Origin of the sequence: Pseudomonas sp. TH31, assembly GCF_016650815.1 — a bacterium.
Lineage (GTDB): Bacteria > Pseudomonadota > Gammaproteobacteria > Pseudomonadales > Pseudomonadaceae > Aquipseudomonas.
This window is the reverse complement of sequence record NZ_JAEKEZ010000038.1, coordinates 409,170-433,143: the sequence shown is the minus strand read 5'-3', so window position 1 is coordinate 433,143 and position 23,974 is coordinate 409,170. Positions and strand designations below refer to the sequence as shown.

At 55.0% G+C, this 23,974-nt stretch carries 19 protein-coding genes and 1 pseudogene; 19 read left to right on the top strand and 1 reads right to left on the bottom strand.

All coding sequences use genetic code 11. The features are described from left to right. Window positions 1-199: 199 nt before the first annotated feature. The 8 genes and pseudogenes from JFV26_RS32405 (at window position 200) to JFV26_RS32370 (ending at window position 9,634) form a co-directional block, all read left to right on the top strand. Window positions 200-1,513 carry an ABC transporter substrate-binding protein gene (locus JFV26_RS32405; RefSeq protein ID WP_201197589.1) on the top strand — a complete coding sequence of 438 codons (1,314 nt, stop codon included), beginning with the start codon at window positions 200-202 and terminating at the stop codon, window positions 1,511-1,513. A gap of 175 nt (window positions 1,514-1,688) precedes the next feature. Then, window positions 1,689-2,588, top strand: coding sequence for a carbohydrate ABC transporter permease (locus JFV26_RS32400; RefSeq protein ID WP_242487991.1), 900 nt, complete (start codon window positions 1,689-1,691; stop codon window positions 2,586-2,588). A 10-nt stretch (window positions 2,589-2,598) separates the two neighbouring features. Continuing rightward, window positions 2,599-3,429, top strand: coding sequence for a carbohydrate ABC transporter permease (locus JFV26_RS32395; protein ID WP_201197587.1), 831 nt, complete (start codon window positions 2,599-2,601; stop codon window positions 3,427-3,429). A 161-nt stretch (window positions 3,430-3,590) separates the two neighbouring features. Then, window positions 3,591-4,694, top strand: coding sequence for an ABC transporter ATP-binding protein (locus JFV26_RS32390; protein WP_201197586.1), 1,104 nt, complete (start codon window positions 3,591-3,593; stop codon window positions 4,692-4,694). A 12-nt stretch (window positions 4,695-4,706) separates the two neighbouring features. Continuing rightward, window positions 4,707-6,178: pseudogene (locus JFV26_RS32385) on the top strand (mannitol dehydrogenase family protein). A gap of 158 nt (window positions 6,179-6,336) precedes the next feature. Beyond that, on the top strand, window positions 6,337-7,833 hold the full coding sequence (gene xylB / locus JFV26_RS32380; protein ID WP_201197585.1) for a xylulokinase: 1,497 nt from the start codon (window positions 6,337-6,339) through the stop codon (window positions 7,831-7,833). A 13-nt stretch (window positions 7,834-7,846) separates the two neighbouring features. Continuing rightward, the gene (locus JFV26_RS32375; RefSeq protein ID WP_201197584.1) at window positions 7,847-8,791 is read left to right on the top strand and encodes a carbohydrate kinase family protein; all 945 of its coding nucleotides are present in this window, start codon (window positions 7,847-7,849) and stop codon (window positions 8,789-8,791) included. 264 nt (window positions 8,792-9,055) lie between these two features. Continuing rightward, window positions 9,056-9,634 carry a transglycosylase SLT domain-containing protein gene (locus JFV26_RS32370; protein WP_446739961.1) on the top strand — a complete coding sequence of 193 codons (579 nt, stop codon included), beginning with the start codon at window positions 9,056-9,058 and terminating at the stop codon, window positions 9,632-9,634. Between the two features lie 164 nt (window positions 9,635-9,798). On the opposite strand, the gene JFV26_RS32365 is transcribed toward JFV26_RS32370, so the two are convergent. Next, entirely contained in the window at window positions 9,799-11,100 is a 1,302-nt protein-coding gene (locus JFV26_RS32365) for an OprD family porin (RefSeq protein WP_201197582.1), read from the bottom strand. Between the two features lie 373 nt (window positions 11,101-11,473). On the opposite strand from JFV26_RS32365, the gene JFV26_RS32360 reads away from it, so the two are divergent. The 11 genes from JFV26_RS32360 to JFV26_RS32320 all read left to right on the top strand — a co-directional run bounded on the left by JFV26_RS32360 (window position 11,474) and on the right by JFV26_RS32320 (window position 23,876). Continuing rightward, window positions 11,474-13,522, top strand: a complete 2,049-nt coding sequence (locus JFV26_RS32360; protein ID WP_201197581.1) for a type VI secretion system Vgr family protein — start codon at window positions 11,474-11,476, stop codon at window positions 13,520-13,522. Next, complete coding sequence (locus tag JFV26_RS32355; protein ID WP_201197580.1) at window positions 13,513-14,379, top strand: DUF4123 domain-containing protein; 867 nt, start codon at window positions 13,513-13,515, stop codon at window positions 14,377-14,379. Before JFV26_RS32360 ends, JFV26_RS32355 begins: the two co-directional genes overlap by 10 nt. Window positions 14,380-14,408: 29 nt before the next feature. Continuing rightward, a complete protein-coding gene (locus JFV26_RS33990) occupies window positions 14,409-15,752 on the top strand; it encodes a hypothetical protein (RefSeq protein ID WP_242487968.1) in 1,344 nt (447 codons plus the stop codon). Further along, complete coding sequence (locus JFV26_RS33985; protein WP_242487967.1) at window positions 15,710-17,752, top strand: hypothetical protein; 2,043 nt, start codon at window positions 15,710-15,712, stop codon at window positions 17,750-17,752. Before JFV26_RS33990 ends, JFV26_RS33985 begins: the two co-directional genes overlap by 43 nt. A gap of 12 nt (window positions 17,753-17,764) precedes the next feature. After that, window positions 17,765-18,748, top strand: coding sequence for a tetratricopeptide repeat protein (locus tag JFV26_RS32345; RefSeq protein ID WP_201197579.1), 984 nt, complete (start codon window positions 17,765-17,767; stop codon window positions 18,746-18,748). Between the two features lie 41 nt (window positions 18,749-18,789). Next, window positions 18,790-19,734: a tetratricopeptide repeat protein gene (locus JFV26_RS32340; protein WP_242487966.1), complete on the top strand. Its 945-nt coding sequence runs from the start codon at window positions 18,790-18,792 to the stop codon at window positions 19,732-19,734. Window positions 19,735-19,739: 5 nt separating this feature from the next. Further along, window positions 19,740-20,705, top strand: a complete 966-nt coding sequence (locus JFV26_RS32335) for a sel1 repeat family protein (protein WP_201197577.1) — start codon at window positions 19,740-19,742, stop codon at window positions 20,703-20,705. A gap of 35 nt (window positions 20,706-20,740) precedes the next feature. Further along, entirely contained in the window at window positions 20,741-21,760 is a 1,020-nt protein-coding gene (locus tag JFV26_RS32330) for a tetratricopeptide repeat protein (protein WP_342215509.1), read from the top strand. 2 nt (window positions 21,761-21,762) lie between these two features. Next, complete coding sequence (locus JFV26_RS33980; protein WP_242487965.1) at window positions 21,763-22,200, top strand: hypothetical protein; 438 nt, start codon at window positions 21,763-21,765, stop codon at window positions 22,198-22,200. A 53-nt stretch (window positions 22,201-22,253) separates the two neighbouring features. Beyond that, window positions 22,254-22,805 carry a tetratricopeptide repeat protein gene (locus JFV26_RS33975; protein ID WP_242487964.1) on the top strand — a complete coding sequence of 184 codons (552 nt, stop codon included), beginning with the start codon at window positions 22,254-22,256 and terminating at the stop codon, window positions 22,803-22,805. 102 nt (window positions 22,806-22,907) lie between these two features. After that, the gene (locus JFV26_RS32320) at window positions 22,908-23,876 is read left to right on the top strand and encodes a tetratricopeptide repeat protein (protein ID WP_201197708.1); all 969 of its coding nucleotides are present in this window, start codon (window positions 22,908-22,910) and stop codon (window positions 23,874-23,876) included. Window positions 23,877-23,974: the final 98 nt, after the last annotated feature.

Below are 23,974 nucleotides of genomic sequence, written 5' to 3'. Positions count from 1 at the left end.
GCGAATCAGCGCAAGAAAGCCCTACCCCGTACTTCCCGCTCTAAACCCCAGTGCAAAAAAGTATCGATTCAAGTGTTACGGATGATTTGTCACATCCTCAATTGAAGGCTGTAATCAGTGCAGATTCTTCCCTCACAAGGAAGACACAAAAACAATAACCGTCCTTCTGCCCTCACTGGGGGCAGAAAAGGAGTGCACGATGCAACCTTCTGTAAAAGCTCTGCTTGCCCTCACCTGCATGACCCTCAGTAGCGTCAGCCTCGGCGCTCAGACCCTGACCATCGCCACCGTCAACAACAGCGACATGATCCGCATGCAAAAGCTCTCGAAAACCTTCGAGGCCGAGCACCCGGACATCAAGCTCAATTGGGTGGTGCTCGAAGAAAACGTCCTGCGCCAACGCCTGACTACCGACATTGCGACCCAGGGCGGGCAGTTCGATGTGCTGACCATCGGCATGTACGAAGCGGCACTCTGGGGCGCCAAGGGTTGGCTGGAACCGATGAAAGACTTGCCGGCCAGCTACGCCCTCGACGACGTGTTCCCATCGGTGCGCGAAGGCCTGTCGGTCAAGGGTTCGCTGTACGCCCTGCCGTTCTACGCGGAAAGCTCGATCACTTATTACCGGACTGACCTGTTCAAGGACGCCGGGCTGACCATGCCCGAGCACCCGACCTGGACCCAGATCGGCGAATTCGCCAGCAAACTCACCCACAAGGATAAAGAACAGTACGGCATCTGCCTGCGCGGCAAGGCTGGCTGGGGCGAGAACATGGCGCTGATCACCACCCTGGCCAACGCCTATGGTGCGCGCTGGTTCGATGAGAAGTGGCAACCGGAATTCACCACTGGCCCCGAGTGGAAAAACGCGCTGAATTTCTACGTCAAGACCATGACCGATTCGGGCCCGCCGGGTGCTTCCAGCAACGGTTTCAACGAAAACCTGGCGCTGTTCAACAGCGGCAAGTGTGCAATCTGGGTCGATGCCAGCGTCGCCGGCTCGCTCGTCACCGACAAGACCCAAAGCAAGGTCAGCGACCACGTCGGCTTCACCTTTTCGCCGCACGAGACCACCGACAAGGGCTCGGCCTGGTTGTATTCCTGGGCGCTGGCGATTCCGACCAGTTCCAAGGCCAAGGATGCAGCGAAGACCTTCAGTGCCTGGGCCACTTCCAAGGAATACGGTGCGCTGGTTGCGGAAAAAGACGGCATCGCCAACGTGCCGCCAGGCACGCGGGCCTCGACCTACAGCGAGGCTTACATAAGCGCCGCGCCGTTCGCCAAGGTGACTCTCGAGTCGCTCAAAGCCGCGGACCCGAGCAAACCGACCCTCAAGCCTGTGCCGTATATCGGCATCCAGTTGGTGACCATCCCTGAGTTCCAGGGCATCGGCACGCAGGTCGGCAAGTCGTTCTCGGCAGCACTGATCGGCCAGACCACGGTCGACCAGGCCCTGGCCGCCGCCCAGCAAACCACCGAACGTGAGATGAAGCGCGCCGGTTATCCCAAGTAACCCGGCACTACCTGTAGGAGCAAGGCTTGCCCGCGATTGCCGCGCCGCGGTCTGTCAGATGAACCGCGTCATCGTTCATCGCGAGCAAGCTTTGCTCCTACAGGGATTCACCGCGCCCTTGCTCATGCACCCAATCGGTTCTATCGACATGAATATTTCAACTGCCAAAGCTCATATGGAAGTTCCCCAACCGGTGCGTAAAAGCCGGTTGGCCAATCCCGGCTGGTTTCTCGTCACGCCTTCGGTGGCCATGTTGCTGCTGTGGATGATCGTGCCACTGGGCATGACCCTCTACTTTTCAGTGATCCGCTACAACCTGCTCAACCCCGGCGAGAACGAGTTTGTCGGGCTGGAAAACTTCACCTACTTCCTGACCGATTCGGGCTTCCTGCCCGGCGCCACCAACACCTTGTTGCTGGTGGGCAGTGTGCTGCTGATCAGCGTGGTGTTCGGCGTGTTGATCAGTGCGTTGCTTGAGGCCAGTGAGTTTCTCGGTCGCGGCATCGTGCGGGTCATGCTGATCTCGCCGTTCTTCATCATGCCGACTGTCGGTGCGCTGATCTGGAAGAACCTGATTTTCCACCCGGTGTCGGGGATTCTCGCCTACGTCTGGAAGCTGTTCGGCGCGCAACCGGTGGACTGGCTGGCGCACTACCCACTGCTGTCGATCATCATCATTGTGTCGTGGCAGTGGCTGCCCTTCGCGATCCTGATCCTGATGACCGCCATGCAGTCCCTCGACCAGGAACAGAAAGAAGCCGCGCGCCTGGACGGTGCCGGTCCGATCGCGATCTTCTGGCACCTGACCCTGCCGCACCTGGCGCGGCCGATTGCGGTGGTGGTGATGATCGAAACCATCTTCCTGCTCTCGGTATTTGCCGAAATCTTCACCACCACCAACGGTGGCCCCGGTTACGCCTCGACCAACCTCGCCTACCTGATCTACAACCAGGCGCTGGTGCAGTTCGATGTCGGCATGGCGTCCGCCGGTGGTTTGATCGCGGTGGTCATTGCCAACGTCGCGGCCATCGTGCTGGTGCGCATGATCGGCAAAAACCTGACAGACAAAGCCTGAGGCCTGCGCCATGACTCTCCAACAATCCCGCCGTCTGCAAAGCCTGCTGCTCGGCACTCTGGCCTGGGCCATCGCGATCCTGATCTTCTTCCCGATCTTCTGGATGGTGCTGACCAGTTTCAAAACCGAAATCGACGCGTTCGCCACGCCACCGCAATTCATCTTCACGCCGACGCTGGAGAACTACCTGCACATCAACGAGCGCAGCGACTACTTCAGCTTCGCCTGGAACTCGGTGGTGATTTCCTTCAGCGCCACGGCCCTTTGCCTGCTGATCGCGGTGCCGGCGGCCTACTCGATGGCGTTCTACGAAACCAAACGCACCAAAGGCACGCTGCTGTGGATGCTCTCCACCAAAATGCTACCGCCGGTGGGCGTGCTGATGCCGATCTACCTGCTGGCCAAGAGCTTCGGCCTGCTCGATACGCGCATTGCCTTGATCACCATCTACACGCTGATCAACCTGCCGATCGTGGTCTGGATGATTTACACCTACTTCAAGGACATCCCGAAAGACATCCTCGAAGCCGCACGCCTCGACGGCGCCACCCTCTGGCAGGAAATGGTCCGGGTGCTGCTGCCGATTGCCAAGGGTGGCCTGGCTTCCACGGTGCTGCTGTCGCTGATCCTGTGCTGGAACGAAGCGTTCTGGTCCTTGAACCTGACCTCATCGAAAGCCGCGCCGCTGACCGCGTTGATCGCCTCGTACTCAAGCCCCGAAGGCCTGTTCTGGGCCAAGTTGTCGGCCGTGTCGACGCTGGCCTGCGCACCGATCCTGATCTTCGGCTGGATCAGCCAGAAACAACTGGTCCGCGGCCTGTCGTTTGGTGCCGTGAAATGAATCAAAAGATCGCAGCCTTCGGCAGCTCCTACAAAGAGCCCCACGGCCCATGCGATATCGCTGACCCAACGCGATCCCTGTAGGAGCTGGCGCAGCCTGCGATCTTTTGATCTCCAGGCAGCGCAGTTCAACTGAATAACTAAAAGCGGAGGCCCATCACCATGGCCAACCTGAAAATCAAGAATCTGCAAAAAGGCTTCGAAGGCTTTTCCATCATCAAGGGCATCGACCTGGAAGTGAACGACAAGGAATTCGTGGTCTTCGTCGGCCCGTCGGGCTGTGGCAAGTCCACCCTGCTGCGGCTGATCGCCGGCCTCGAAGAAGTCAGCGGCGGCACCATCGAACTCGATGGCCGCGACATCACCGAAGTCAGCCCGGCCAAGCGTGACCTGGCCATGGTGTTCCAGACCTACGCCCTGTACCCGCACATGACCGTGAAAAAGAACATGTCGTTCGCCCTCGACCTGGCCGGTGTCCCGAAAGCCGAAGTCGAGAAGAAAGTCGGCGAAGCGGCGCGTATTCTCGAACTCGGGCCGATGCTTGAACGCAAACCAAAACAGCTGTCCGGCGGCCAGCGTCAGCGCGTGGCGATCGGCCGGGCGATTGTGCGCAACCCGAAAATCTTCCTGTTCGACGAACCGTTGTCCAACCTCGACGCCGCCCTGCGAGTGCAGATGCGCCTGGAGCTGTTGCGCCTGCACAAAGAACTGAAAGCCACCATGATCTACGTGACCCACGACCAGGTCGAGGCGATGACCATGGCCGACAAAGTCGTGGTACTCAATGGCGGCAAAATCGAACAGGTCGGCTCGCCGCTGGACTTGTATCACCAGCCGGCCAACCTGTTTGTTGCGGGGTTCCTTGGCACGCCGAAAATGGGGTTCCTCAAGGGCCGAGTGACCCGAGTCGAAAGCCAGAATTGCGAAGTGCAGCTGGATGCCGGTACCCGCATCACCCTGCCGTTAAGCAGTGTCAGCCTGAGCGTCGGCAGCCCGGTGACCCTGGGCATTCGCCCGGAACACCTGAACCTGGCGCAAACCGGCGACTGCACCTTGCAAGTCACCGCCGACGTCAGCGAACGCCTGGGCAGCGACACCTTCTGCCACGTTGTGACCTCGTCCGGCGAAGCCCTGACCATGCGCGTTCGCGGTGACCTGGCGAGCCGCTATGGCGAGGCGCTGAGCCTGCACCTGGACGCTGAACACTGCCATTTATTCGATGCCGACGGCGTGGCGCTGACCCGCCCGTTGCGCGCTGCAGCCTGACGAGACCACGCGATGAAACTGAATAAACAGAACCTCAATCGCCTCGCCCCCGAGGTGGCCCTGCCTGCCTACGCCCTGAGCGACACCCGCCATGGCATCGCCCACATCGGCGTTGGTGGCTTCCATCGGGCGCACCAGGCGTATTACACCGATGCACTGATGAACTTGGGCGAAGGCCTGGACTGGGCGATTTGCGGTGTCGGCCTGCGCGCCGAAGACCGTCGGCCCCGGACGATTTGAAGGAACAGGATTACCTGTTCACCTTGTTTGAACTGGGCGACAACAACGACGCCGAAGTCCGGGTGATCGGCTCGATACGCGACATGTTGCTGGCTGAAGACGGCGCCGAAGCGTTGATCGACAAACTCGCCAACCCCGAGATCCGCATCGTCTCGCTGACCATCACCGAGGGCGGCTACTGCATCGACGACAGCAACGGCGAGTTCATGGCCCACCTGCCGCAGATTCAACATGATCTGGCGAACCCGAATACACCGAAAACCGTGTTTGGTTTTCTCTGCGCCGCGCTGGCCAAACGTCGCGCCGCTGGTACGCCAGCGTTCACCTTGATGTCCTGCGATAACCTGCCGCACAACGGCGCGGTCACCCGCAAAGCCTTGCTGGCCTTTGCTGCGCTGCGCGATACCGATCTGCGCGACTGGATCGACAGCAACGTCAGTTTCCCCAACGCCATGGTCGACCGCATCACGCCGATGACCAGCATCGAGCATCGCCTGCAACTGGCCGACAAGCATGCGGTCGACGACGCCTGGCCGGTGGTCTGCGAACCGTTTGTGCAGTGGGTGCTGGAAGACAAGTTCGTCAACGGTCGCCCGGCCTGGGAAAAGGTCGGCGTGCAGTTCACCAACGACGTCACGCCTTATGAGGAAATGAAGATCAAACTGCTGAACGGCAGCCACCTGGCCCTGACATACCTGGGGTTTTTGAAGGGTTACCGCTTCGTCCACGAGACCATGAACGATCCGTTGTTCGTGCGCTACATGCGGGCTTATATGGACTTGGACGTCACCCCGCAACTGGCGCCGGTGCCGGGGATCGACCTGACGGACTACAAGAACACGCTGGTGGCGCGTTTCTCCAATCAGGCGATTGCCGATCAACTGGAGCGGGTGTGTTCGGATGGCTCGTCGAAGTTTCCGAAGTTCACGGTGCCGACGATCAATCGCTTGATCGCGGATGGTCAGGAAACCAAGCGTGCGGCGTTGGTGGTGGCGGCTTGGGCGTTGTACTTGAAGGGTGTGGATGAGAATGGCGATACCTATTCGATTCCGGATCCACGGGCGGCGTTCTGTCAGGCATTGGTGGTCGATGATGCGTTGATCACGCAGCGGTTGCTGGAGGTGGAGGAGATCTTCGGCACCGCAATCGCGCGTTCGCCGGCGTTTGTCGCAGCGTTTGAGTGGTGCTGCAACAGCTTGCGCGAGGTTGGGGTGACGCGGACGTTGGAGCGGGTGTTGGCGTAAGTGCTGCGGTGAAATCACTGCCGTCTTCGCGAGCAAGCCCGCTCCCACATTGGACAGTCGTCGTACACAACATTTGTGTTCACTAAAAATCCCCTGTGGGAGCGGGCTTGCTCGCGAATGGCTTCACCAAGATCGACCTGACACACCAAGGATCTACCATGGCAAACCAACAATTATTCCTGGGCATCGACTGCGGCACTCAAGGCACCAAAGCCATCATCCTCGACGCCGTCAGCGGTCAGGTGCTGGGCCAGGGCGCCGCCGCCCACACCTTGATCAGCGGCGCCAACGGCCGTCGCGAGCAAGACACCAACCAATGGCTGGAAGCCTTCACCCTCGCCACCCGCCGTGCCCTGCTCGCCGCCAACGTCGACGGCCAGGACATCCTCGGCATTGGCGTCTCCGGCCAGCAACACGGGCTGGTGCTGCTCGACGACCAGGGCCAGGTCCTGCGCCCGGCCAAGCTCTGGTGCGACACCGAATCCACCCCCGAAAACGATCGCCTGCTGGCGCACCTCGGCGGTGAAAAAGGCTCGCTCGAACGTCTCGGCATCGTCATCGCCCCCGGCTATACCGTGTCCAAACTGCTGTGGACCAAAGAACAGCATCCGCAGATTTTCGCCCGCATCGCCCGCCTCCTGCTGCCCCACGACTACCTCAATTACTGGCTCACCGGCCGTAGCTGCAGCGAGTATGGCGACGCCTCGGGCACCGGTTATTTCAACGTGCGCACCCGCCAATGGGACTTGCAGTTGCTGCGTGATATCGACCCGAGCGGCCGGCTGCAAGCCGCGCTGCCAGAGCTGATCGACGCTCATCAAGCGCTCGGCACGATCCTGCCGAGCATCGCCGAGCACTTGGGTATCAACCCGCAAGCACTGGTCTCCAGCGGCGGCGGCGACAACATGATGGGCGCCATCGGCACCGGCAACATCCAGTCGGGGGCAATCACCATGAGCCTCGGCTCCTCGGGCACGGTCTACGCCTATGCCGAGCAGCCACAAGTCAGCCCGGACGCCTCGGTCGCCACGTTCTGCTCCTCCAGCGGCGGCTGGCTGCCGTTGATCTGCACCATGAACCTGACCAACGCCAGCGGGGTGATTCGTGACCTGTTCGCGCTGGACATCGAACAGTTCAACGACTTGGTTGCCCTGGCGCCCATCGGCGCGGAAGGTGTGAGCATGCTGCCGTTCCTCAACGGCGAACGCGTTCCCGCCCTGCCCCACGCCACCGGCAGCCTGCACGGCCTGACCATGATCAACCTGACCCAGGCCAACCTGTGCCGGGCCGTGGTCGAAGGCACGACCTTTGGTTTGCGTTATGGGCTGGACCTGTTGCGCCAGAATGGCTTGCAAAGCCGCAGCATTTGTTTGATCGGCGGCGGCTCGAAAAGCCCGGTGTGGCGGCAGATCGTCGCCGACATCATGAACACCCCGGTCATCTGCACTGAACAAAGCGAAGCCGCCGCCCTGGGCGCGGCGATCCAGGCGGCGTGGTGCAAGTCCTGGTCTAACGGCGACGAAAGCACGCTGGCGGATTTGTGCGAGCGCTGCGTGAAACTCGACATGGCCAGCGAAACCCTGCCGATCGCCGAGCATGTGGCGGCCGCTCAGCAGGCCTACGAACGCTATCAACAGCATGTCGCAACCCTTTAAAGAGCGAACAATTATGTATCTGGTGTGTGGCGAAGCGCTGTTCGATTTCTTCAGCGAAGACGATGCCAGTGGTCTGGCTTCAAAAGTGAATTTCAAGGCGATTGCCGGCGGCTCGCCGTTCAACGTGGCGGTGGGTTTGCGCCGATTGGGCGTGGACGCGGCGCTGTTTGCCGGGTTGTCCACCGACTACCTCGGCCGCCGCTTGCAACAAGTGTTGCAGGATGAAGGCGTACGCCCCGACTACCTGGTGGATTTTGCCGCACCGACAACACTGGCGATGGTCGCGGTCGGCGCCAATGGCTCGCCCCACTACAGTTTCCGTGGTGAAGGCTGCGCGGATCGGCAATTGCGCCTGGAGCACCTGCCGGAACTAGGGCCTGAAGTGCGCGGTTTGCACATTGGTTCGTTCTCGCTGGTGGTACAGCCGATTGCCGATACGCTGCTGGCGTTGGTCCAACGCGAAAGCGGCAAACGCCTGATCAGTCTTGACCCGAATGTGCGGCTGAACCCGGAGCCAAACATCGACCTGTGGCGCAAACGGATTGCCGAGCTGGTTGAGTTGGCCGACCTGATCAAAGTCAGTGATGAAGACTTGAGCCTGTTGTATCCCGAGCAGGATCCGCAACGCGTGATCGAAGGCTGGCTCCAGCATCGTTGCCAGTTGGTGTTCCTGACCCGTGGTGGCGAAGGCGCGACCGTGTTCAGTCGGGCTCATGGCTCGTGGTCGGTGCCGGCGTGCTCGGTGAAGATTGCCGACACAGTTGGGGCTGGCGATACCTTTCAGGCAGCGCTGATTACCTGGTTGACCGAGCAGCAACTGGATTCGGTGGACGGTGTGCAACGACTGAGCCGGGAGCAGATCGACGCCATGCTCAGGTTTGCCGTGCAGGCCGCCGCGCTGACCTGCAGCAAGACCGGGCCGGATTTGCCATATCGGCAGCAGTTGGATTTGCGCTGAGTTTCAGGGCCTCTTCGCGGGCAAGCCTTGCTCCTACAGGATGGATGTTGATCGGAAGGCCGACGTCAATCCTGTAGGAGCAAGGCTTGCCCGCGAAAGCGGCCTCCCTCACACCGCCAAGCTCCAGGTCACACCACTGAAAAAAAGTGTCACTCATAATCAACCCCGAATTCGCGGTGAGTGCGTAAACTGTCGCCCTTTTTACGCGCATGACAGGAAGATGGGCTTTTGAACTCAAGGCAGACGGCTGGACTTTTGTTACTCATGGCATTGCTGGCCGGTTGCAGCACCTCGCCACCCCGCTCCCCAAACGATATCTGCGATATCTTCCGGGAAAAGAGCGACTGGTACGACGCCGCCCAAGTCACGCAAAAACGCTGGGGCGTGCCGATCCAGGTGCCCTTCGCGATCATGTATCAAGAGTCCGGCTACCGTCACGACGCCAAGACGCCGCGCAAATACCTGCTCTGGATAATCCCCTGGGGCCGAGTGTCGACGGCATCGGGCTACGCCCAGGCCAAGGATGAGGTCTGGTCCGACTATCGAAAAAGCACCGGCAGAAGTGGGGCCGACCGCGAGGATTTCGATGACGCCATCGACTTTGTCGGCTGGTACATGGACAAAACCGCATCGATCAACGGCGTCTACAAATACGACGCCTTCGGGCAGTACCTCAACTACCACGAAGGCTGGGGCGGCTATCGTCAGAAAACCTACGCCAGCAAAGCCTGGCTGGTAGCCACGGCCGGTAAGGTTCAGGGCCGATCCGATATGTATGCGCAGCAGTACGCCGGGTGCAAGAACGACCTGAATCGAGGGTTCTGGAGTCGGTTCTGGCATTGACTTTAATCACGAAGCCTACACCGCCGCAGCATTACCGCATCAGCAGCCGCTAGCTGGACACGCCCCTCGTAGGAGCTGCCGCAGGCTGCGATCTTTTGATCCTGCTTTTAACAGCCAAAATCAAAAGATCGCAGCCTGCGGCAGCTCCTACAAAGACCTACCCGTCACAACACCGAAAAGTTGTAACTCACAATCAACCGAGTCTCATCCACATCCCAGGCAAACTTCTCGTAATTGGTCCGGTACGTTGCATTACGCAAGCGCAAACTCACATCCTTGAACGTCCCGCCCTGCACCACGTACTTGAGCTCGCTGTCGCGCTCCCACTCCTTCCCGTCCTGATCGCTGCCCAACACCTTGATGTGATCACCATTCACATAGCGGGTCAGGAAACTCAGCCCGTTGAGGCCGATTGCCTTGAAGTCATAGTCGTAACGCAACTGCCACGAACGCTCTTGCGCGGCGGCGAAGTCGTTGACCTGTACGTAGTTGACCAGATACGGATTGGTGCCATCCAGATAGGGCATCGAGTTGGCGCCATTCATACGCTGCCAACCGGCGCTGAACGTATGACCGCTGAGTGAATATGACAACATGCCGCTTAAAGCGCGATTGTCGATGGAACCCGCTCGGGCGGCACCGCTGTCGGCGCTTTTCAGCACTCGCAGATCCGCCTTCAACACGCCGTCGCCCAATGGCTGGTTCGCCAGCAAACCAATGAAGTGCTGACGGTAGATGTCTTCCAGCTCGGCGTAGTGATACTGGGCGGTCAGGCGTTCGTTAAGCTTGTAGTCGAAGCCGTACATGTCGAAATGGTCGGCGGTGACATTGCAGGCGTAACGCTTGTTCTTGCAGTGCACGCGGATGTCCTGGGCATCCGTCGAATCACGGGCAGTGTACTTGTCCAGGCGCGCCGCCATGAAGGTCAGGTCTTTCACTTCTCTGGAGGTGAGCATTGCGCCGTTGAACAGGGTTGGCAGCAACCGACCGTCGTTGTATTTCAGCAGCGGCACGTCCGGAAGCAAAGCACCGTACTTCAACACGCTTTGGGACACCCGCACTTTGGCAGTCAGGCCGAGCTTGGCGTACTGATCTTTTGAACCGCGCGGGTTTTCACCGCTGGACGGCAGCAAGCCGCTGTTGCTGTTGTCGGTGCTGGAATCGAGCTTGAGCCCGAGCATGCCCAGTGCATCGATCCCGAAACCGACCGTGCCCTCGGTGTAACCCGATTGCAGGTCGAGAATGAAACCTTGGGCCGACTCGTCACGCTTCGAAGCGCCCTGCTCGTTGCTGGTGTGCCCATCACGAAAGTCGCGGTTGAAATACACCGTGCGCGATTCAATTTTCGCGGTGGTGTCGTCGATAAAACCGCTGGCCTGAGGCGGCCCGGAAAAACCGGCGCACAGGACTACAGCGCCGAAGCCCAATGACTGGCGCGCGGTGATGAGGGAAAATGGGGGACGCATGAAAAAAGCTCCAACAGTGCAGCGTTTGCGCATGGCGCAATAAGCCAAAAAAATAGCTTCCGCCCTGGACCGGTGACGGGCCAGAGTGAAGTGAACACACGGGGTGACTGGCGATGATGGCAGAAGGCTGTTATGCGATGAAGGCGACTTTAGTCTGAAAATGACTGTTAGTTCTTGAGTGCCGGCATCGTCCAGGGCAACCCTTAACCTGCCAACATGTTGATGAACGCCCCGTGTTCATTGGCCGAAACCCTCTACTCAAGGGTTTTCCCTATGCCCTAAGCAGTCCGCGCCTGGGGCATTTGCGCCTTGAACGAGGCCGGTTAATCCTGCACCATCCGCCCCAGCTTATTCAAAGGACGGAATTCAAGGCATGCTGGACGCGAACGCAACCCATATTTCCCTCACGCTGGAAGGTGCTTCTACCGACCTCCAAGTGCTCAGTTTCGTCGGTCGCGAAGCCCTCAACCAGCCGTTCTGTTTCGACATCGAACTGGTCAGCGCCCGCTCCGACCTGAAACTCGAAGAGCTGCTGCACAAGCCTGGCTGCCTGACCTTCGGCGCCACCGGCAAAGGCATCATCCACGGTCTGGTCTATCGCATCGAGCAAGGCGACTCCGGCAAGAAGCTGACCCGCTACAGCGTCAGCCTGGTACCGCAACTCGCCTACCTGCGACACAACCACGACCAGCAAATCTTCCAGCACCTGACCGTGCCGAAGATCATCGGCCAGGTCCTCGAAGCCCGCGGCATCCTCGCCGACGCCTACAGCTTCCAGCTCGGCGCGATCTACCCCGAGCGCGATTACTGCGTGCAGTACGACGAATCCGACCTGCATTTCATCCAGCGCCTGTGCGAAGAAGAAGGCATTCACTTCCACTTCCAGCACTCGGCCAGCAGCCACAAGCTGGTGTTCGGCGATGACCAGACGGTGTTCCGTAAACTGTCACCCGTGAGCTACCAGCAAGACTCCGGCATGGCCGCCGAAAAAACCGTGATCAAGCGCTTCAACCTGCGCCTGGAAACCCGCACCACCCGCGTCAGCCGCCGCGACTACGACTTCGAGAAACCACGGATCCTCCCCGAAGGCGCGGCCAAAACCGAATTCGCCCCGGACCTGGAAGACTACGACTACCCCGGTCGCTTTACCGACCGCGAACGCGGCAAGCAACTGGCCACCCGCGCGCTGGAGCGCCATCGCAGCGACTACACACTCGCCGAAGGCAAAAGCGACGAACCGACCCTGGTCAGCGGCCACTTCCTGGCCCTGAACGAACACCCGCGCGCCGAATGGAACGACCTCTGGCTGCTGCTGGAAGTCGTCCACGAAGGCAAACAGCCGCAAGTGCTCGGCGAAAACACCACCAGCGACGTCACCGACAACAAAACCGATTTCCACCAGGGCTACCGCAACCGCTTCCTCGCCACCCCGTGGGACGCGCACTTCCGCCCCGCCCTCGAACACCCGAAACCCAAAGTCCTCGGCAGCCAGACCGCCATCGTCACCGGCCCCAAGGGCGAAGAAATCCACACCGACCAATATGGCCGCGTCAAAGTCCAGTTCCACTGGGACCGCGACGGCCAGTCCGACGACAACAGCACCTGCTGGCTGCGCGTCGCCACCGGCTGGGCCGGCAATGCTTACGGCGGCATTGCCATCCCACGCGTCGGCATGGAAGTGCTGGTGTCGTTCATGGAAGGCGACCCGGACCAACCGCTGGTCACCGGCTGCCTGTACCACAAGGAAAACGTCGTCCCCTACGACCTGCCGGCAAACAAGACCCGCAGCACCTTCAAGACCCTCAGCTCACCGGGCGGCCAGGGCTACAACGAGTTTCGGATCGAAGACAAGAAAGGTGCGGAACAGATTTATCTGCACGCCCAGCGGGACTGGGATGAAAACATTGAGCATGACCAGAAGATTCGCATCGGCAACGAACGGCACGACACCGTTGAGGCGAATACCTACAGCGAATTCAAGGTTGAAGAACACCGCATCACCCACCTTGATCGCAAGACTGAAGCGCGGGCGGATGATCACCTGACCGTTGCAGTGACTCAGCATGTGAAGGTGGGAACGGCGCAGTTTGTCGAGGCCGGGACCGAGATTCACTACAACGCCGGGGAAAAGGTGGTGGTCGAGGGCGGCATGGAGCTTACGGCGAAGGCTGGTGGGAGCTTTGTGAAGATTGATGCTGGCGGTGTCACCCTCAGTGGTGCACAGGTCAAGGTTAACTCCGGTGGTGGGCCGGGGTCGGGTACGCCGGCTGCGCCGTTGTTGCCGGGGCCGATGAAAGTGGCCGATGCGGATGTCGCAGGCAAGGCCCCTCTCCCGAGCCGTCTCAATGAGTCGGGCATTACGCCGTTGTGCGGTAAACAGAGCAACGGCGCTTGCAGCCGTAAGGATTGCACATGCATGTAACCGCCATGAACACCCTGCTGGCCGCGCCTCGTTATGGTTTCGAATCGCTGCCCAGGGAACAGTCCAGTCAGGCCCTGTGTTTCATCATCGATCGTGGACGCCAGCCTGAGGCAATGTCTCGCCTCTATCGTGTCGGCGAACCGATGAATGCTCAAGCCTTGTTCAGCAGCACTGAGTTTGCCGAGATCGCCAACGAAGGACCGTTGTGGCTGACCGCGCCTTGGGGTAGCCGCTTGGCAGCCGAAGCCACGCGACTGTGCGAAGAAAACCACTCGGGAATTGCCCTTATCTCTGAGGACGCCAGTCAGGCCCTCGCGCATGCGCGTTGGCTACTGAAAGCCAACGACGGCTCCGGCGGCCAAAGTCTGCTGAGCTATCACAAGCCCAGCCTTTGGGCCGCTTTGGCCTACACCGCAGGTGACACGTCGATTCAACTGTTCGGTCCTTGGCAAGCGGTCTACAGCCCTGCCCCCAGCCACTTCGGCAAAGAGCGCGGCGCTTGGCTCTCGTGGACGGCTGACACTGAACTGAAATGGCATGGAGACGGGCCAGCGTTCAACCTCCCCGACAACGCCGCAAAGATTCAAGCGCGACTGGGTTGGTTGTACTGGGTCGATGAGCAATATGCAGCATTCGGTAAGCCCGGTGACGACCGAATCAATGAAATTAGCGAGAACCTGGACCTTTTGCTCAAAAACAACATCTACGAAGGTGACCATTTGCTCAGGCTCGCCTCCGTGGTCGAAGGACCGCTGCTTGAAACCCGGCCAGAAGCCATGGCCATCCTGCAATCCAGGGAAGAGTCGTTCATCAAGGTTGAACAGCTGATGCAAATCGCATCCGCCAATCCCCAATGAACCCGACGCAATAACAGAACGGAAGCACCATGGAAACTACCAATCAATCAGCGGTAACGCCCGGACCAACACCCATAAATCTGGGGCAGAGAAAAGACTTCACAGAAGCGTGCACTACGAGCCTCAAGGATCACCCCAAGCCTTGTTCCAATACATTCGGCACTGCAATTTATGCGACTGAAGAGCAAGAGTTTTGGCTACTGCCCGAGCGCGCCGCCTCCTCGATGAAAGAGGCGATGCACGCCCTGGAGAATCAGATTGCACCGAGCAAGTCCCGCGATGCGCGCATTAAGGGATTAGACGACAGCGGATTGCTGGAGTATTTCCTTGAGCCAAAGCTCAGCACTTTCCTCCAAGGCGAACAGCGCCAGCGAATGGAGGAAATTGAAGCTCAGGAACCTAATATCGAGATGGACCCAGGAATGGTCCTTCGTAGCCGCAAAGAAGTAAAACTCGCAAAGGAAAAAGAGGCGCCAAAGGCCGAAGCGCCAAAAGCTGATACTCAACGCTCACGCATCGACCAACTTCAGTCAGAGATTGATGGTCAAAACCGTATTCACGACGATTACAGCGCACTGATTAAGTTACGTAGTGAATATCTTGAGCTTAAGAAATTGGCCATCGCTGCTGCAAAAGAGAAAGGCAATACCTATGAGAATGGGGCGTTGTTCTCTGCAGGGGCAATCGAAGCCCGCGCACGTGTCCAAAACTACCTGGAAAAACGCAAGGCACTGATCAGTGAGGGCGGAATTGCGCCACAAGCGCAGGAAGATATCGCCAAGCTCCTGGAAACAGACAAGAAAAAGCGTGACGAACTGCAGAAGTGCCTCCAAACCTGCGAAGGTGATACCTACGCCTATCTGGCTTGGAAGCACGGCGAAGCCAAGTCGTTCGCCTATCACGAATACACCGATTCGATTGCCAAAGTATCGGAATACGGGCTTGCCTTGCCTGAGTTCGCGCTGATCAGCGGTGATGACATCACCACCGGGATCGAACAGTTCAAGTTGTACCTCGACACTGAAAAGCAGCAGTCGGAGATCAACAATCGGCTGCGTGAAAAGTACAAAAACTGGATCGAAGCGACGGGCCAAAATGCCCAGGCACCTGCCGGGTTAGTCGACGTCGAACGCGCAGAGTGGGACCGGTTACAAACCGTAAAACAAGGCTTGCACGAAAAAGCCAAGCAAAAAGTCGCTGCCGATACTGTTCGACGTCACTTGCTCTGGGAACCAGAACAGTTTGAGCCGCAACCTATTGATCGCCTAGTCAAGGATGGCTTTCCGCTTAGAGAGGTCAGCACACTCAGCGCAAGCGGCACGCCGCTAAGATGGCTCAGTTTGCTAAACATCCGGGGGTGCCAAAACTTCTAAAAGAAGACATGGAAAAGGCGGCGAAAAAAGTCGGAAAAATTGAAGGTATTCCCAAGAACGGTGATGGCGGTGCCAGTAAAAACAGCGCGCAGAAGGTGTTTGGGCAGTGGCTGGAAAGCCAGGGTGCGCTAAGAATCGGCGACCAGGTCGGCGATTGGTTTGACACCACAGGCTGGTTTAACGTCGACAAGTTCTACAAGTTCCTGGACAGCAGTGGCTACAAAGTCACTGAGCTTGAGGATGCCGGCAAGCGCAAGGAATGGGGCGAGCATCTCAAGCAGGTCGTCTTCAAAAAGAGCGTTCGCGGCGAAGTCAGGCTGTTTGACAATAGCCCGCAAGCTCAATTCGTCCGCTGCCTGGCTCCGCCGCAGAAAAAACTGCATGGCGAAGTGAAGGCGGAAGGCCCCTCCTTTTCCGCCGCTGAGGGCTTCAAGACCTCGGTCAGCGCATCGCTGAGCTATGATCTGGCGCGCGGTGAAGTCGAACTACTGAAAGTCGACATGCCAGAGCGCGAGAAGGCCAAAGACGTAACCATCGATTACTACCTTGAAGGTAATCCTCAGCTTCAAACCTTGAACCTCGGCCGCATGTCCTTCCACTTCGGCGCCCGGGCATGGGGATACGCCGGCGCGTCGCTCATGCTCGCCGGTAGCATTGAACTGTCCCCGATAAACGGCAACGCCAAATATGGGGCGACACTCAGCCCTGTCAAACCGGTGCAACGAGAAGATGCGGAAGCGAAGGCCGAAAGAGCGACCCACGAAGAAACCATCAAAACCAAAGCCGCCAATGGCGATACCAGCCCTACTCCAGACCTTGAATACAAATCCAAGGGCGAGATGACTAAAGTCGAGACCAAATCCTCAGGCCAAGTCATGACGGGCAAAGCAGCCAACGTACAAATTGAAAATGGCATGAAAGCCAACTTCAATTTGTTCGCGGGTGTACAAGCAGGCATCGAACTGACGGGGGCCTTGAACTGGGCGCCACCAAAAGCTCTGGCTGCGTTGCGTTCAGCCCCCTCAACCGGCGTTAACAACAGCAAAGAGGCTACTAGCGCCAGCCAATGGCTGACGCTTGCCAACCTCAGTGGCTCCGCAGGCGCCGCGTATGGCGCGGGTTTGCAGGGCAACGCTCAGATATCGTTGGATAAGGGCAAATTCATCCTAAATTTGAAAGCAACCGTTGTGCTCGGGCCGGGTGCAAGTGGTGGTTTCAAATTTGAGGTGGGTTATGAGGCTGTTGTCGAACTTATTAATATCTATCGGCGTGAGGTGTATAAGGCTAAGGGAGCTTCGATTAGTTGGATTACTCCGGAGGCGGCTGAGCAGGCTTCCAATTTGAATGCGTTGGGTGCAATTGGGCTTGATGTCGCTATGGTCTACATGATGGGTATAAATGCCATCATGAATCTCTATGAAGCGATGACCAGTGCTGGTAAGGGTGGAGCTATAGCCCACACCATCATTGAGTACGAAAACCAAGATGAATTGAGACAGTGGTTCGTGGAAGCAACACCGGAGGCGTTAGGACCAATTCTTATGACACTGATATCGGATCCGAAAGGCTTCAACGTGACTACAATTAGCAATAGCGGTGGCACTTCTAAAGATGTGAAAAAGGAATACAGCCGAGATCAAGCTTGTCTACTGCAACAAAGAGCCATCAATAGAATAATCAGCTGGATAACAACGAACTCTCAAAAAACCGGGACATTGCTCTTGGCTCAACAGCAATTCGAAGACGCGTGTAAGTCCATGAACAAATTTGGCACCAAAGAGAAAAATCATGGGCAAGCATACTGCGAAAACAAACACAAATTAGATATCTTCATGGCAAATGCCGTATTACGTCTGTCACGGCAAGATGGTGATATCGATAGAGCTATGTACAAGGATAATGTCAAAAAACTTGGGCAACGTCTTGATGGATCCTGCAAGCTCGACCTCCATGAAAATAGTTACCTTCCTTTCAGCACCATGAAATATATCGGCACTTAAGGATCTCACTAATTGAAATCAAAAAAATTGAAATCCGCCCTTAGCTTTTTGCTTTGTATTGTATTTTTTAGCACTAATGTGCAAGCAGAGCTTTCTCAAGACCAGCTAACAGCCAAAAACAAGGGAATAGAACTGTACAATCAGTTCAAAGCTATATCCGCGACACCACAGCTAAAAATTGCTGCAGATGCTGGCGATCACGAGGCCCAATATTATCTCGGCGAAGCGATTCGCAAAAATAAAAAATATATGACACCTGAGGCACTAAGCGCGTATGAAGCATCGGCGCTCCAAGGCAATATATACTCGATGATAAGACTTGCGGGAGAGAAAAATGATCTCTGCGTTGCTATGGGCAACTGTCCTAAAGGTAGAAAAGAACCTGGCGAATGGGGAAGAGTGGCTATAGATACTGCAGGCGTCGAAGCTGCGAAAGGGAGCGCAGAAGCGATGTATCTTATGTTTATAGTTACTGGCGATGATAAATGGCTGGAAAAATCTGCTGAAAAAGGATACGCATTTGCGCAATATTTTTTAGGGGTCAGCTATCGTGAAGGCCGAGGCTTTTTTCTACTACCATCCAGTCGGGCAGAAGTCGTCGAACGTTTAATGAAATCATCCGCAGAAGGAGGTTACCCACAAGGAATGTTGGAATACGGGGCAATTTTAGCGGAGAAAAAAGACCTGCAAGGATTTAGATTTTGGAACGAGAAAGCGGCAGAAACTGGCTACGCGACGGCAATATTTGGATATGGATCGAACATAGGAAAGGAATCATCCGAGTTCGGATACACTTATGACCCGATCAAATCTTATGCATTACTTCACCTACTGCTTGAGTTGGATGGTGGCGGAGGAATGCCGGACTATGTGAACTATGTACTTCCCAATATTTCCGACAAAATGAGTCCGGAGCAAATAGAAAAAGCAAAAAAAGTTTCTAAGGAGTGGAAAGACTCTCACCCCCCACTATCCTTCTTCCCTGACAAGCTATGAGAATTAACACTATGAGAGCGTATTTTTTTACCGCCCTCCTCATGAGCGCCCCTCTTTCAGGTTTTGGCGCTGAGCTTACTGTTGAGCAACAGACCGCAAAAACGCAAGGCATTGTACTTTACAACCAATTTAAGGCGACTTCGGCAATCCCCCATTTAACAATGGCGGCGGAGGCTGGAGACGCTGAAGCTCAATATTACCTGGCTGAAGCATTAAGGAAAAACAAAAGATATACGACGGCTGATGCACAGGGGTGGTACGAAGCCGCCGCCGAACAAGGCGATTTTTACGCAATGATTCGACTCGGGCGTGGCGGTGATGATATCTGCATAATAATGCAAAATTGTCCCGCGGCGAAAAAGCCGCCTGCGCAGTGGTTGAAAAATGCACTGAATCTAGCGAAGCCAGGGGCAGAAAAAGGCAATTCGGAAGCTATGTATCTGATGTACGAGTTGACTTTGGATCGTGACTGGCTCGAGAAATCTGCGAATGCAGGTAACGCTACTGCTCAATATTGGATGGCGATTGGAGACCGTCAAGGAGAAGGGTTTTTACTTCCCTGGAAGCGTAATAATTCTGTTGGTCATTGGTTTAAAGCGTCTGCCGAGGGCGGCAACCCGCGCGCAATGATGGAGTATGCAGCCTATCTCCATGAAAATGATGGTGATCTTGAAGTCGCTCGCCATTGGATCGAAGCTGCCGCAAAACTTGGATATAAAAGCGGCGTGAGCAGTTATGGTGCTTATTTAGCCCACGCTCCAGCACTATTCGATTTTAAACTAGACCTAGTCAAAGGCTACGCTATTACCTCCTTATTGAAGGAACTGGACGGCGGCGGAAATATTAAAGCTTACGTCGAAGAATTGCTTCCAGAAATTGCAGAAAATATGACTCCTGAACAGATCAAAGCAGCAGAAAAATTTGCTATTGAATGGAAAGCTTCACACCCACCACTATCTTTTTTTCCTGACAAGTTGGGTCAGTAACTTTAGTGAAAATATTTTTTGTATGTGCACTGTTGATTTCGACGTCCATAGTCAATGCCCACGCTCAACTCTCACAATCTCAACGAGAGACTAAAGATGAAGGCCTTATACTACACAATCAATACAAAATCGCCATACCAGAACTAACTATCGCAGCAGAAACTGGCGACAAGGAAGCTCAGTTTTATTTAGCAGAAGAATTACGCCAGCAGAAACAATACATTACAGTAGACGCCCGAAAATGGTATGAGGCTGCTGCGGAACAAGATGATCTGTATGCAATGATTCGACTTGGCAGAAGCAACAGCAACCTGTGTGAGGCCATGAACAACTGCCCTAAAGGGAAAAAGACACCAAAAGAATGGTTGGCAAAAGCGGAAGCCGTCGCGAAAGAAAAAGCGGATCAAGGAGATGCTGAGTCGTTATATATATTATACGAACTAACTGCCGACCGAAAACTGCTAGAACAATCTGCTCACGCGGGAAGTTCTGTCGCACAATATCGAATGGCGATTGGCGAACGCCAAGGAGAAGGATCTCAGCTACCTTGGAAACGACAGAAATCAGTTGAACAATGGTTCTTGGCATCGGCAAAAAATGGAAACCCCAAGGCAATGATGCAACTTTTTGGTATATACCGAGAAAAAGTGGATTTAGAACAAGCTCGGTATTGGGTAGAGCAAGCAGCTTTGACGGGATATGAGGCAGGCGTTTACAACTATGGTTATTTTTTGGCTGTCGAGCCTAATACATTAGGTTTCACGATGGACCCAATAAAAGGCTACGCATTAATTTCGCTTTTGAAAGAGCTTGATGGCGGGGGAACGGCTCAGAGTGATGTAGAAGAAACGTTGCCGCTAATAGCAAAAAACATGACAGCCGAAGAAATTGAACAAGCTAATAAATTCGCACAAAAGTGGAAAAACGAGCATCCCCCGCTATCTTTTTACCCTGAAAAAATTGAATTCTAAATCGCATTCTACCGCTCACGCCAGGGAGCTTCCACGTGCTGAATCTTGCCTTTAGCTGGAAACAGAGTTTTCTTCCTCGATATGGAAAGAAAACACCATTTGTCACGGTGTTGTTTGCTATGTTTTTGTCAGTCAATGTAGACGCCGACCTTACTACAGAAGAGCAAGTAGCAAAATCCAAAGGAATTTTGCTATTCAACCAGCATAAAAACTCGGAACTGGAGTTGCGCGTTGCGGCTGAAGCTGGAGATGCAGAGGCACAATTTTATTTAGCTGAAGAACTACACAAAGAAAAACAGCTAATGACAACCGAAGCTCAAAAGTGGTACGAGGCCTCCGCTGCACAAGGCGACTACTACTCAATGTTTCGGCTCGCCACAGCTAAAGGAGACCTATGTGCGACGGCAAATAAGTGCCCTACTGGAATTAGAAGTCCTGCCGATTGGTTAGTGTTATTGATAAAATCGGCAGAGCCTCGGGCGATGAACGGCGATGCCGAAGCGATGGCAATAATGTATAACGCAAAAGCTGATCTAACATGGTTAGAAAAATCAGCAGAAGCAGGCTACGCTCCCGCACAGTGGCTACTGGCCAATCGCTACTCTGAAGGGGAAGGTAGTTTCTTACTACCTTGGAATCGTAAATCTGCAGAAGAAAAGTGGCTGAAGGCGTCTTCCGAAGGAGGATATCCAAAGGCAATGATCGAATATATTTCCATTTTGTATGAGCGTGGGGACATGGAAGGCGTTCGTCATTGGCTTGAGCTTGCTGCTAAAACTGGATATCAAGATGCTGTAAGTAGCTATGGCGCTTATTTTGCCCATACTCCAGACAAGGTTGGATACCCCGTTGATCTTATAAAGGGATATGCATTGATATCGCTGCTTAAAGAGTTAGACGGAGGTGGAAACGTCCAAGTTTATGTCGAAGGAAAGCTTCCTCTTATTGCTGAGAAGATGACGCCCGAACAAATTAAAGAGGCGGATAATTTTGCTAAAGAATGGAAAGCAACACACCCTGCACTTTCCTTCTATCCAGAAAAACTAGGCCTATAACGTTGAGCTCGAAATCCGGTTCAAAGGCGCATCCAAGCACTCAATTGCGCCTGTTGATGCGCCCCATAAATACGGTAAAGATAAATACTGCAATAGCAGCTTCTTTTTTAATCATGATCAATTGCTATGCCTTTGCGAATCTAACGCCTCTACAGCAGCAAGCCAAAAGCTTGGGGCTGGAGCGTTACAACCAATACAAAGTCGCGACACCTGCGCTCAGCATTGCGGCTGAAGCTGGTGATAGAGAAGCTCAGTTTTACTTAGCAGAAGAGCTACGCCAACAAAAAAACACATCACCGCAGATGCACAAAAATGGTATGAGGCAGCGGCGGCGCAAGGTGATTACTACGCAATATTTCAACTTGCAACATCAAAAAACGATCATTGCAGTACAATATACAATTGCCCAAAAGGTTCAAAGAAACCAGGCGAATGGCTAGAGTATTTATGGAAAACAGCTGAACCTAAAGCGAACGCCGGCGACGGTGAAGCCATGTACATCATGTATCTCGCGACGACGAAATTAGTTTGGCTTGAAAAATCTGCCGACGCTGGCTACGCACAAGCTCAGTGGCTACTGGCAAACCGTTACAAGGAAGGAGAGAAATTTTTTTTACCATGGCAGCGCCAAGAGGCCGTCGGACGTTGGTTGAAAGCTTCCGCTGAGAGTGGTTTTCCAAAAGGAATGCTCGAATACTCAGCATATCTTTATGAAAACGGAGGAGATCTCAGCGTTGCACGTCACTGGATTGAGGAAGCAGCAAAATCAGGATATGAGTCAGGTGTGAGCAGCTACGGTGCCTATTTAGCGCACGCACCGTCACTTTACGATTTCCCGCTAGATTTGATTAAGGGATATGCGCTGACATCTCTTTTGACCGAGCTTGATGGTGGAGGGAACATCAAACCTTATGTGGACGAAGTTCTCCCTGAAATAGCAGCAAAAATGAGCGCTGAGCAAATCGAAGAAGCCAAAAAATTTGCCCAACAATGGAAAGCCACCCATCCTCCACTATCGTTTTTTCCTGACAAGCTCGGACTCTAAATATATGATCGTTATCTGCAGAATCTCGAAGAGACTATCCGGACGGGTTTTTCAACTTATGTTATTGCAATCGCGTATCGAGACGGTGAGTACCAAATATTGATGACAGGCCTTCGAGTATTGGCTTTGGTAGCACTGAGCTTCTCATCTGCTGTTTGGGCAAATCTTACAGCTTTTGAGCAAACGGCCAAAAATCGTGGGGTTATGCTTTTTAATCAATACAAGCCCTCCGAATCAGCGTTACGTATCGCCGCTGAAGCAGGCGATGCTGAGGCGCAATTCTATCTAGCCGAAGAGCTTCGTCAGAAAAGCCAATACATCACACCTGAAGCTGAAAAATGGCTTGAAGCTGCTGGCTCCCAAGGTAATCTCTACGCAATGCTCAGACTTGCTCGAGCAGCGAACGACCTATGTGCAACGATGAACAATTGCCCTCTTGGTAAAAAAACGCGCGAGGAATGGCTGACACAAGCTAGAGAACTAGCAGCATCGAAAGCGAGCAAAGGTGATGCGGAAGCAGCATACGTTGTGTATCTAGCGACCTCTGAATTTGAATGGCTTGAGAAGTCCGCTGCCTCTGGCTACGCACTTGGCCAGTGGCTATTGGCGACCCGATATAAGGAAGGTGAAGGTTCATTTCTACTGCCTTGGAAACGCACAGAAGCCGTTGAACACTGGGCAAGAGCATCTGCCGAAGGGGGAAATCCCAAAGGCATGATGGAGTACGCCGCTATCCTTTTTGAAAAAGGTGACGTAGAAGGATTCCGTCATTGGAACGAACAAGCCGCGCTAATTAGTTATGCAACTACTGTATATGGGTATGGGTCAGATCTTGCCCACGAACCTGATACCTATGGTTTTCCATACGATGTAGTAAAAGGCTACGCTTTGATTTACCTACTGAAAGAGTTGGACGGCGGGGGCGGCATGGACGCTAACGTCAATGACAAGTTACCTAAAATAGCGGCAAAAATGACCGCCGAACAAATTGACGAAGCTACGGAATTTGCGAAAAAATGGAAAGACTCTCATCCGCCACTTTCATTTTATCCGGACAAACTTGGTTATTGAGCGAGCAATTTACTCATCTCTAGACACTTAATAAAGCCACGTCACTAACTAGTTCAATATAATTGACGCTAGTGACTTTATCAAACCGAGTAGTGGAA

What these genes read in the sequence shown, in the direction of transcription:
- JFV26_RS32405 (WP_201197589.1), top strand. Translation starts at nt 200, where the DNA reads ATGCAACCTTCTGTAAAAGCTCTGCTTGCCCTCACCTGCATGACCCTC.
- JFV26_RS32360 (WP_201197581.1), top strand. Translation starts at nt 11,474, where the DNA reads ATGCTGGACGCGAACGCAACCCATATTTCCCTCACGCTGGAAGGTGCT.
- JFV26_RS33975 (WP_242487964.1), top strand. Translation starts at nt 22,254, where the DNA reads ATGTACATCATGTATCTCGCGACGACGAAATTAGTTTGGCTTGAAAAA.
- xylB (WP_201197585.1), top strand. Translation starts at nt 6,337, where the DNA reads ATGGCAAACCAACAATTATTCCTGGGCATCGACTGCGGCACTCAAGGC.
- JFV26_RS32340 (WP_242487966.1), top strand. Translation starts at nt 18,790, where the DNA reads ATGAGCGCCCCTCTTTCAGGTTTTGGCGCTGAGCTTACTGTTGAGCAA.
- JFV26_RS32390 (WP_201197586.1), top strand. Translation starts at nt 3,591, where the DNA reads ATGGCCAACCTGAAAATCAAGAATCTGCAAAAAGGCTTCGAAGGCTTT.
- JFV26_RS32365 (WP_201197582.1), bottom strand. Translation starts at nt 11,100, where the DNA reads ATGCGTCCCCCATTTTCCCTCATCACCGCGCGCCAGTCATTGGGCTTC.
- JFV26_RS32395 (WP_201197587.1), top strand. Translation starts at nt 2,599, where the DNA reads ATGACTCTCCAACAATCCCGCCGTCTGCAAAGCCTGCTGCTCGGCACT.
- JFV26_RS32375 (WP_201197584.1), top strand. Translation starts at nt 7,847, where the DNA reads ATGTATCTGGTGTGTGGCGAAGCGCTGTTCGATTTCTTCAGCGAAGAC.
- JFV26_RS32370 (WP_446739961.1), top strand. Translation starts at nt 9,056, where the DNA reads ATGGCATTGCTGGCCGGTTGCAGCACCTCGCCACCCCGCTCCCCAAAC.
- JFV26_RS33990 (WP_242487968.1), top strand. Translation starts at nt 14,409, where the DNA reads ATGGAAACTACCAATCAATCAGCGGTAACGCCCGGACCAACACCCATA.
- JFV26_RS32355 (WP_201197580.1), top strand. Translation starts at nt 13,513, where the DNA reads ATGCATGTAACCGCCATGAACACCCTGCTGGCCGCGCCTCGTTATGGT.
- JFV26_RS33985 (WP_242487967.1), top strand. Translation starts at nt 15,710, where the DNA reads ATGGCTCAGTTTGCTAAACATCCGGGGGTGCCAAAACTTCTAAAAGAA.
- JFV26_RS32400 (WP_242487991.1), top strand. Translation starts at nt 1,689, where the DNA reads ATGGAAGTTCCCCAACCGGTGCGTAAAAGCCGGTTGGCCAATCCCGGC.
- JFV26_RS32320 (WP_201197708.1), top strand. Translation starts at nt 22,908, where the DNA reads ATGACAGGCCTTCGAGTATTGGCTTTGGTAGCACTGAGCTTCTCATCT.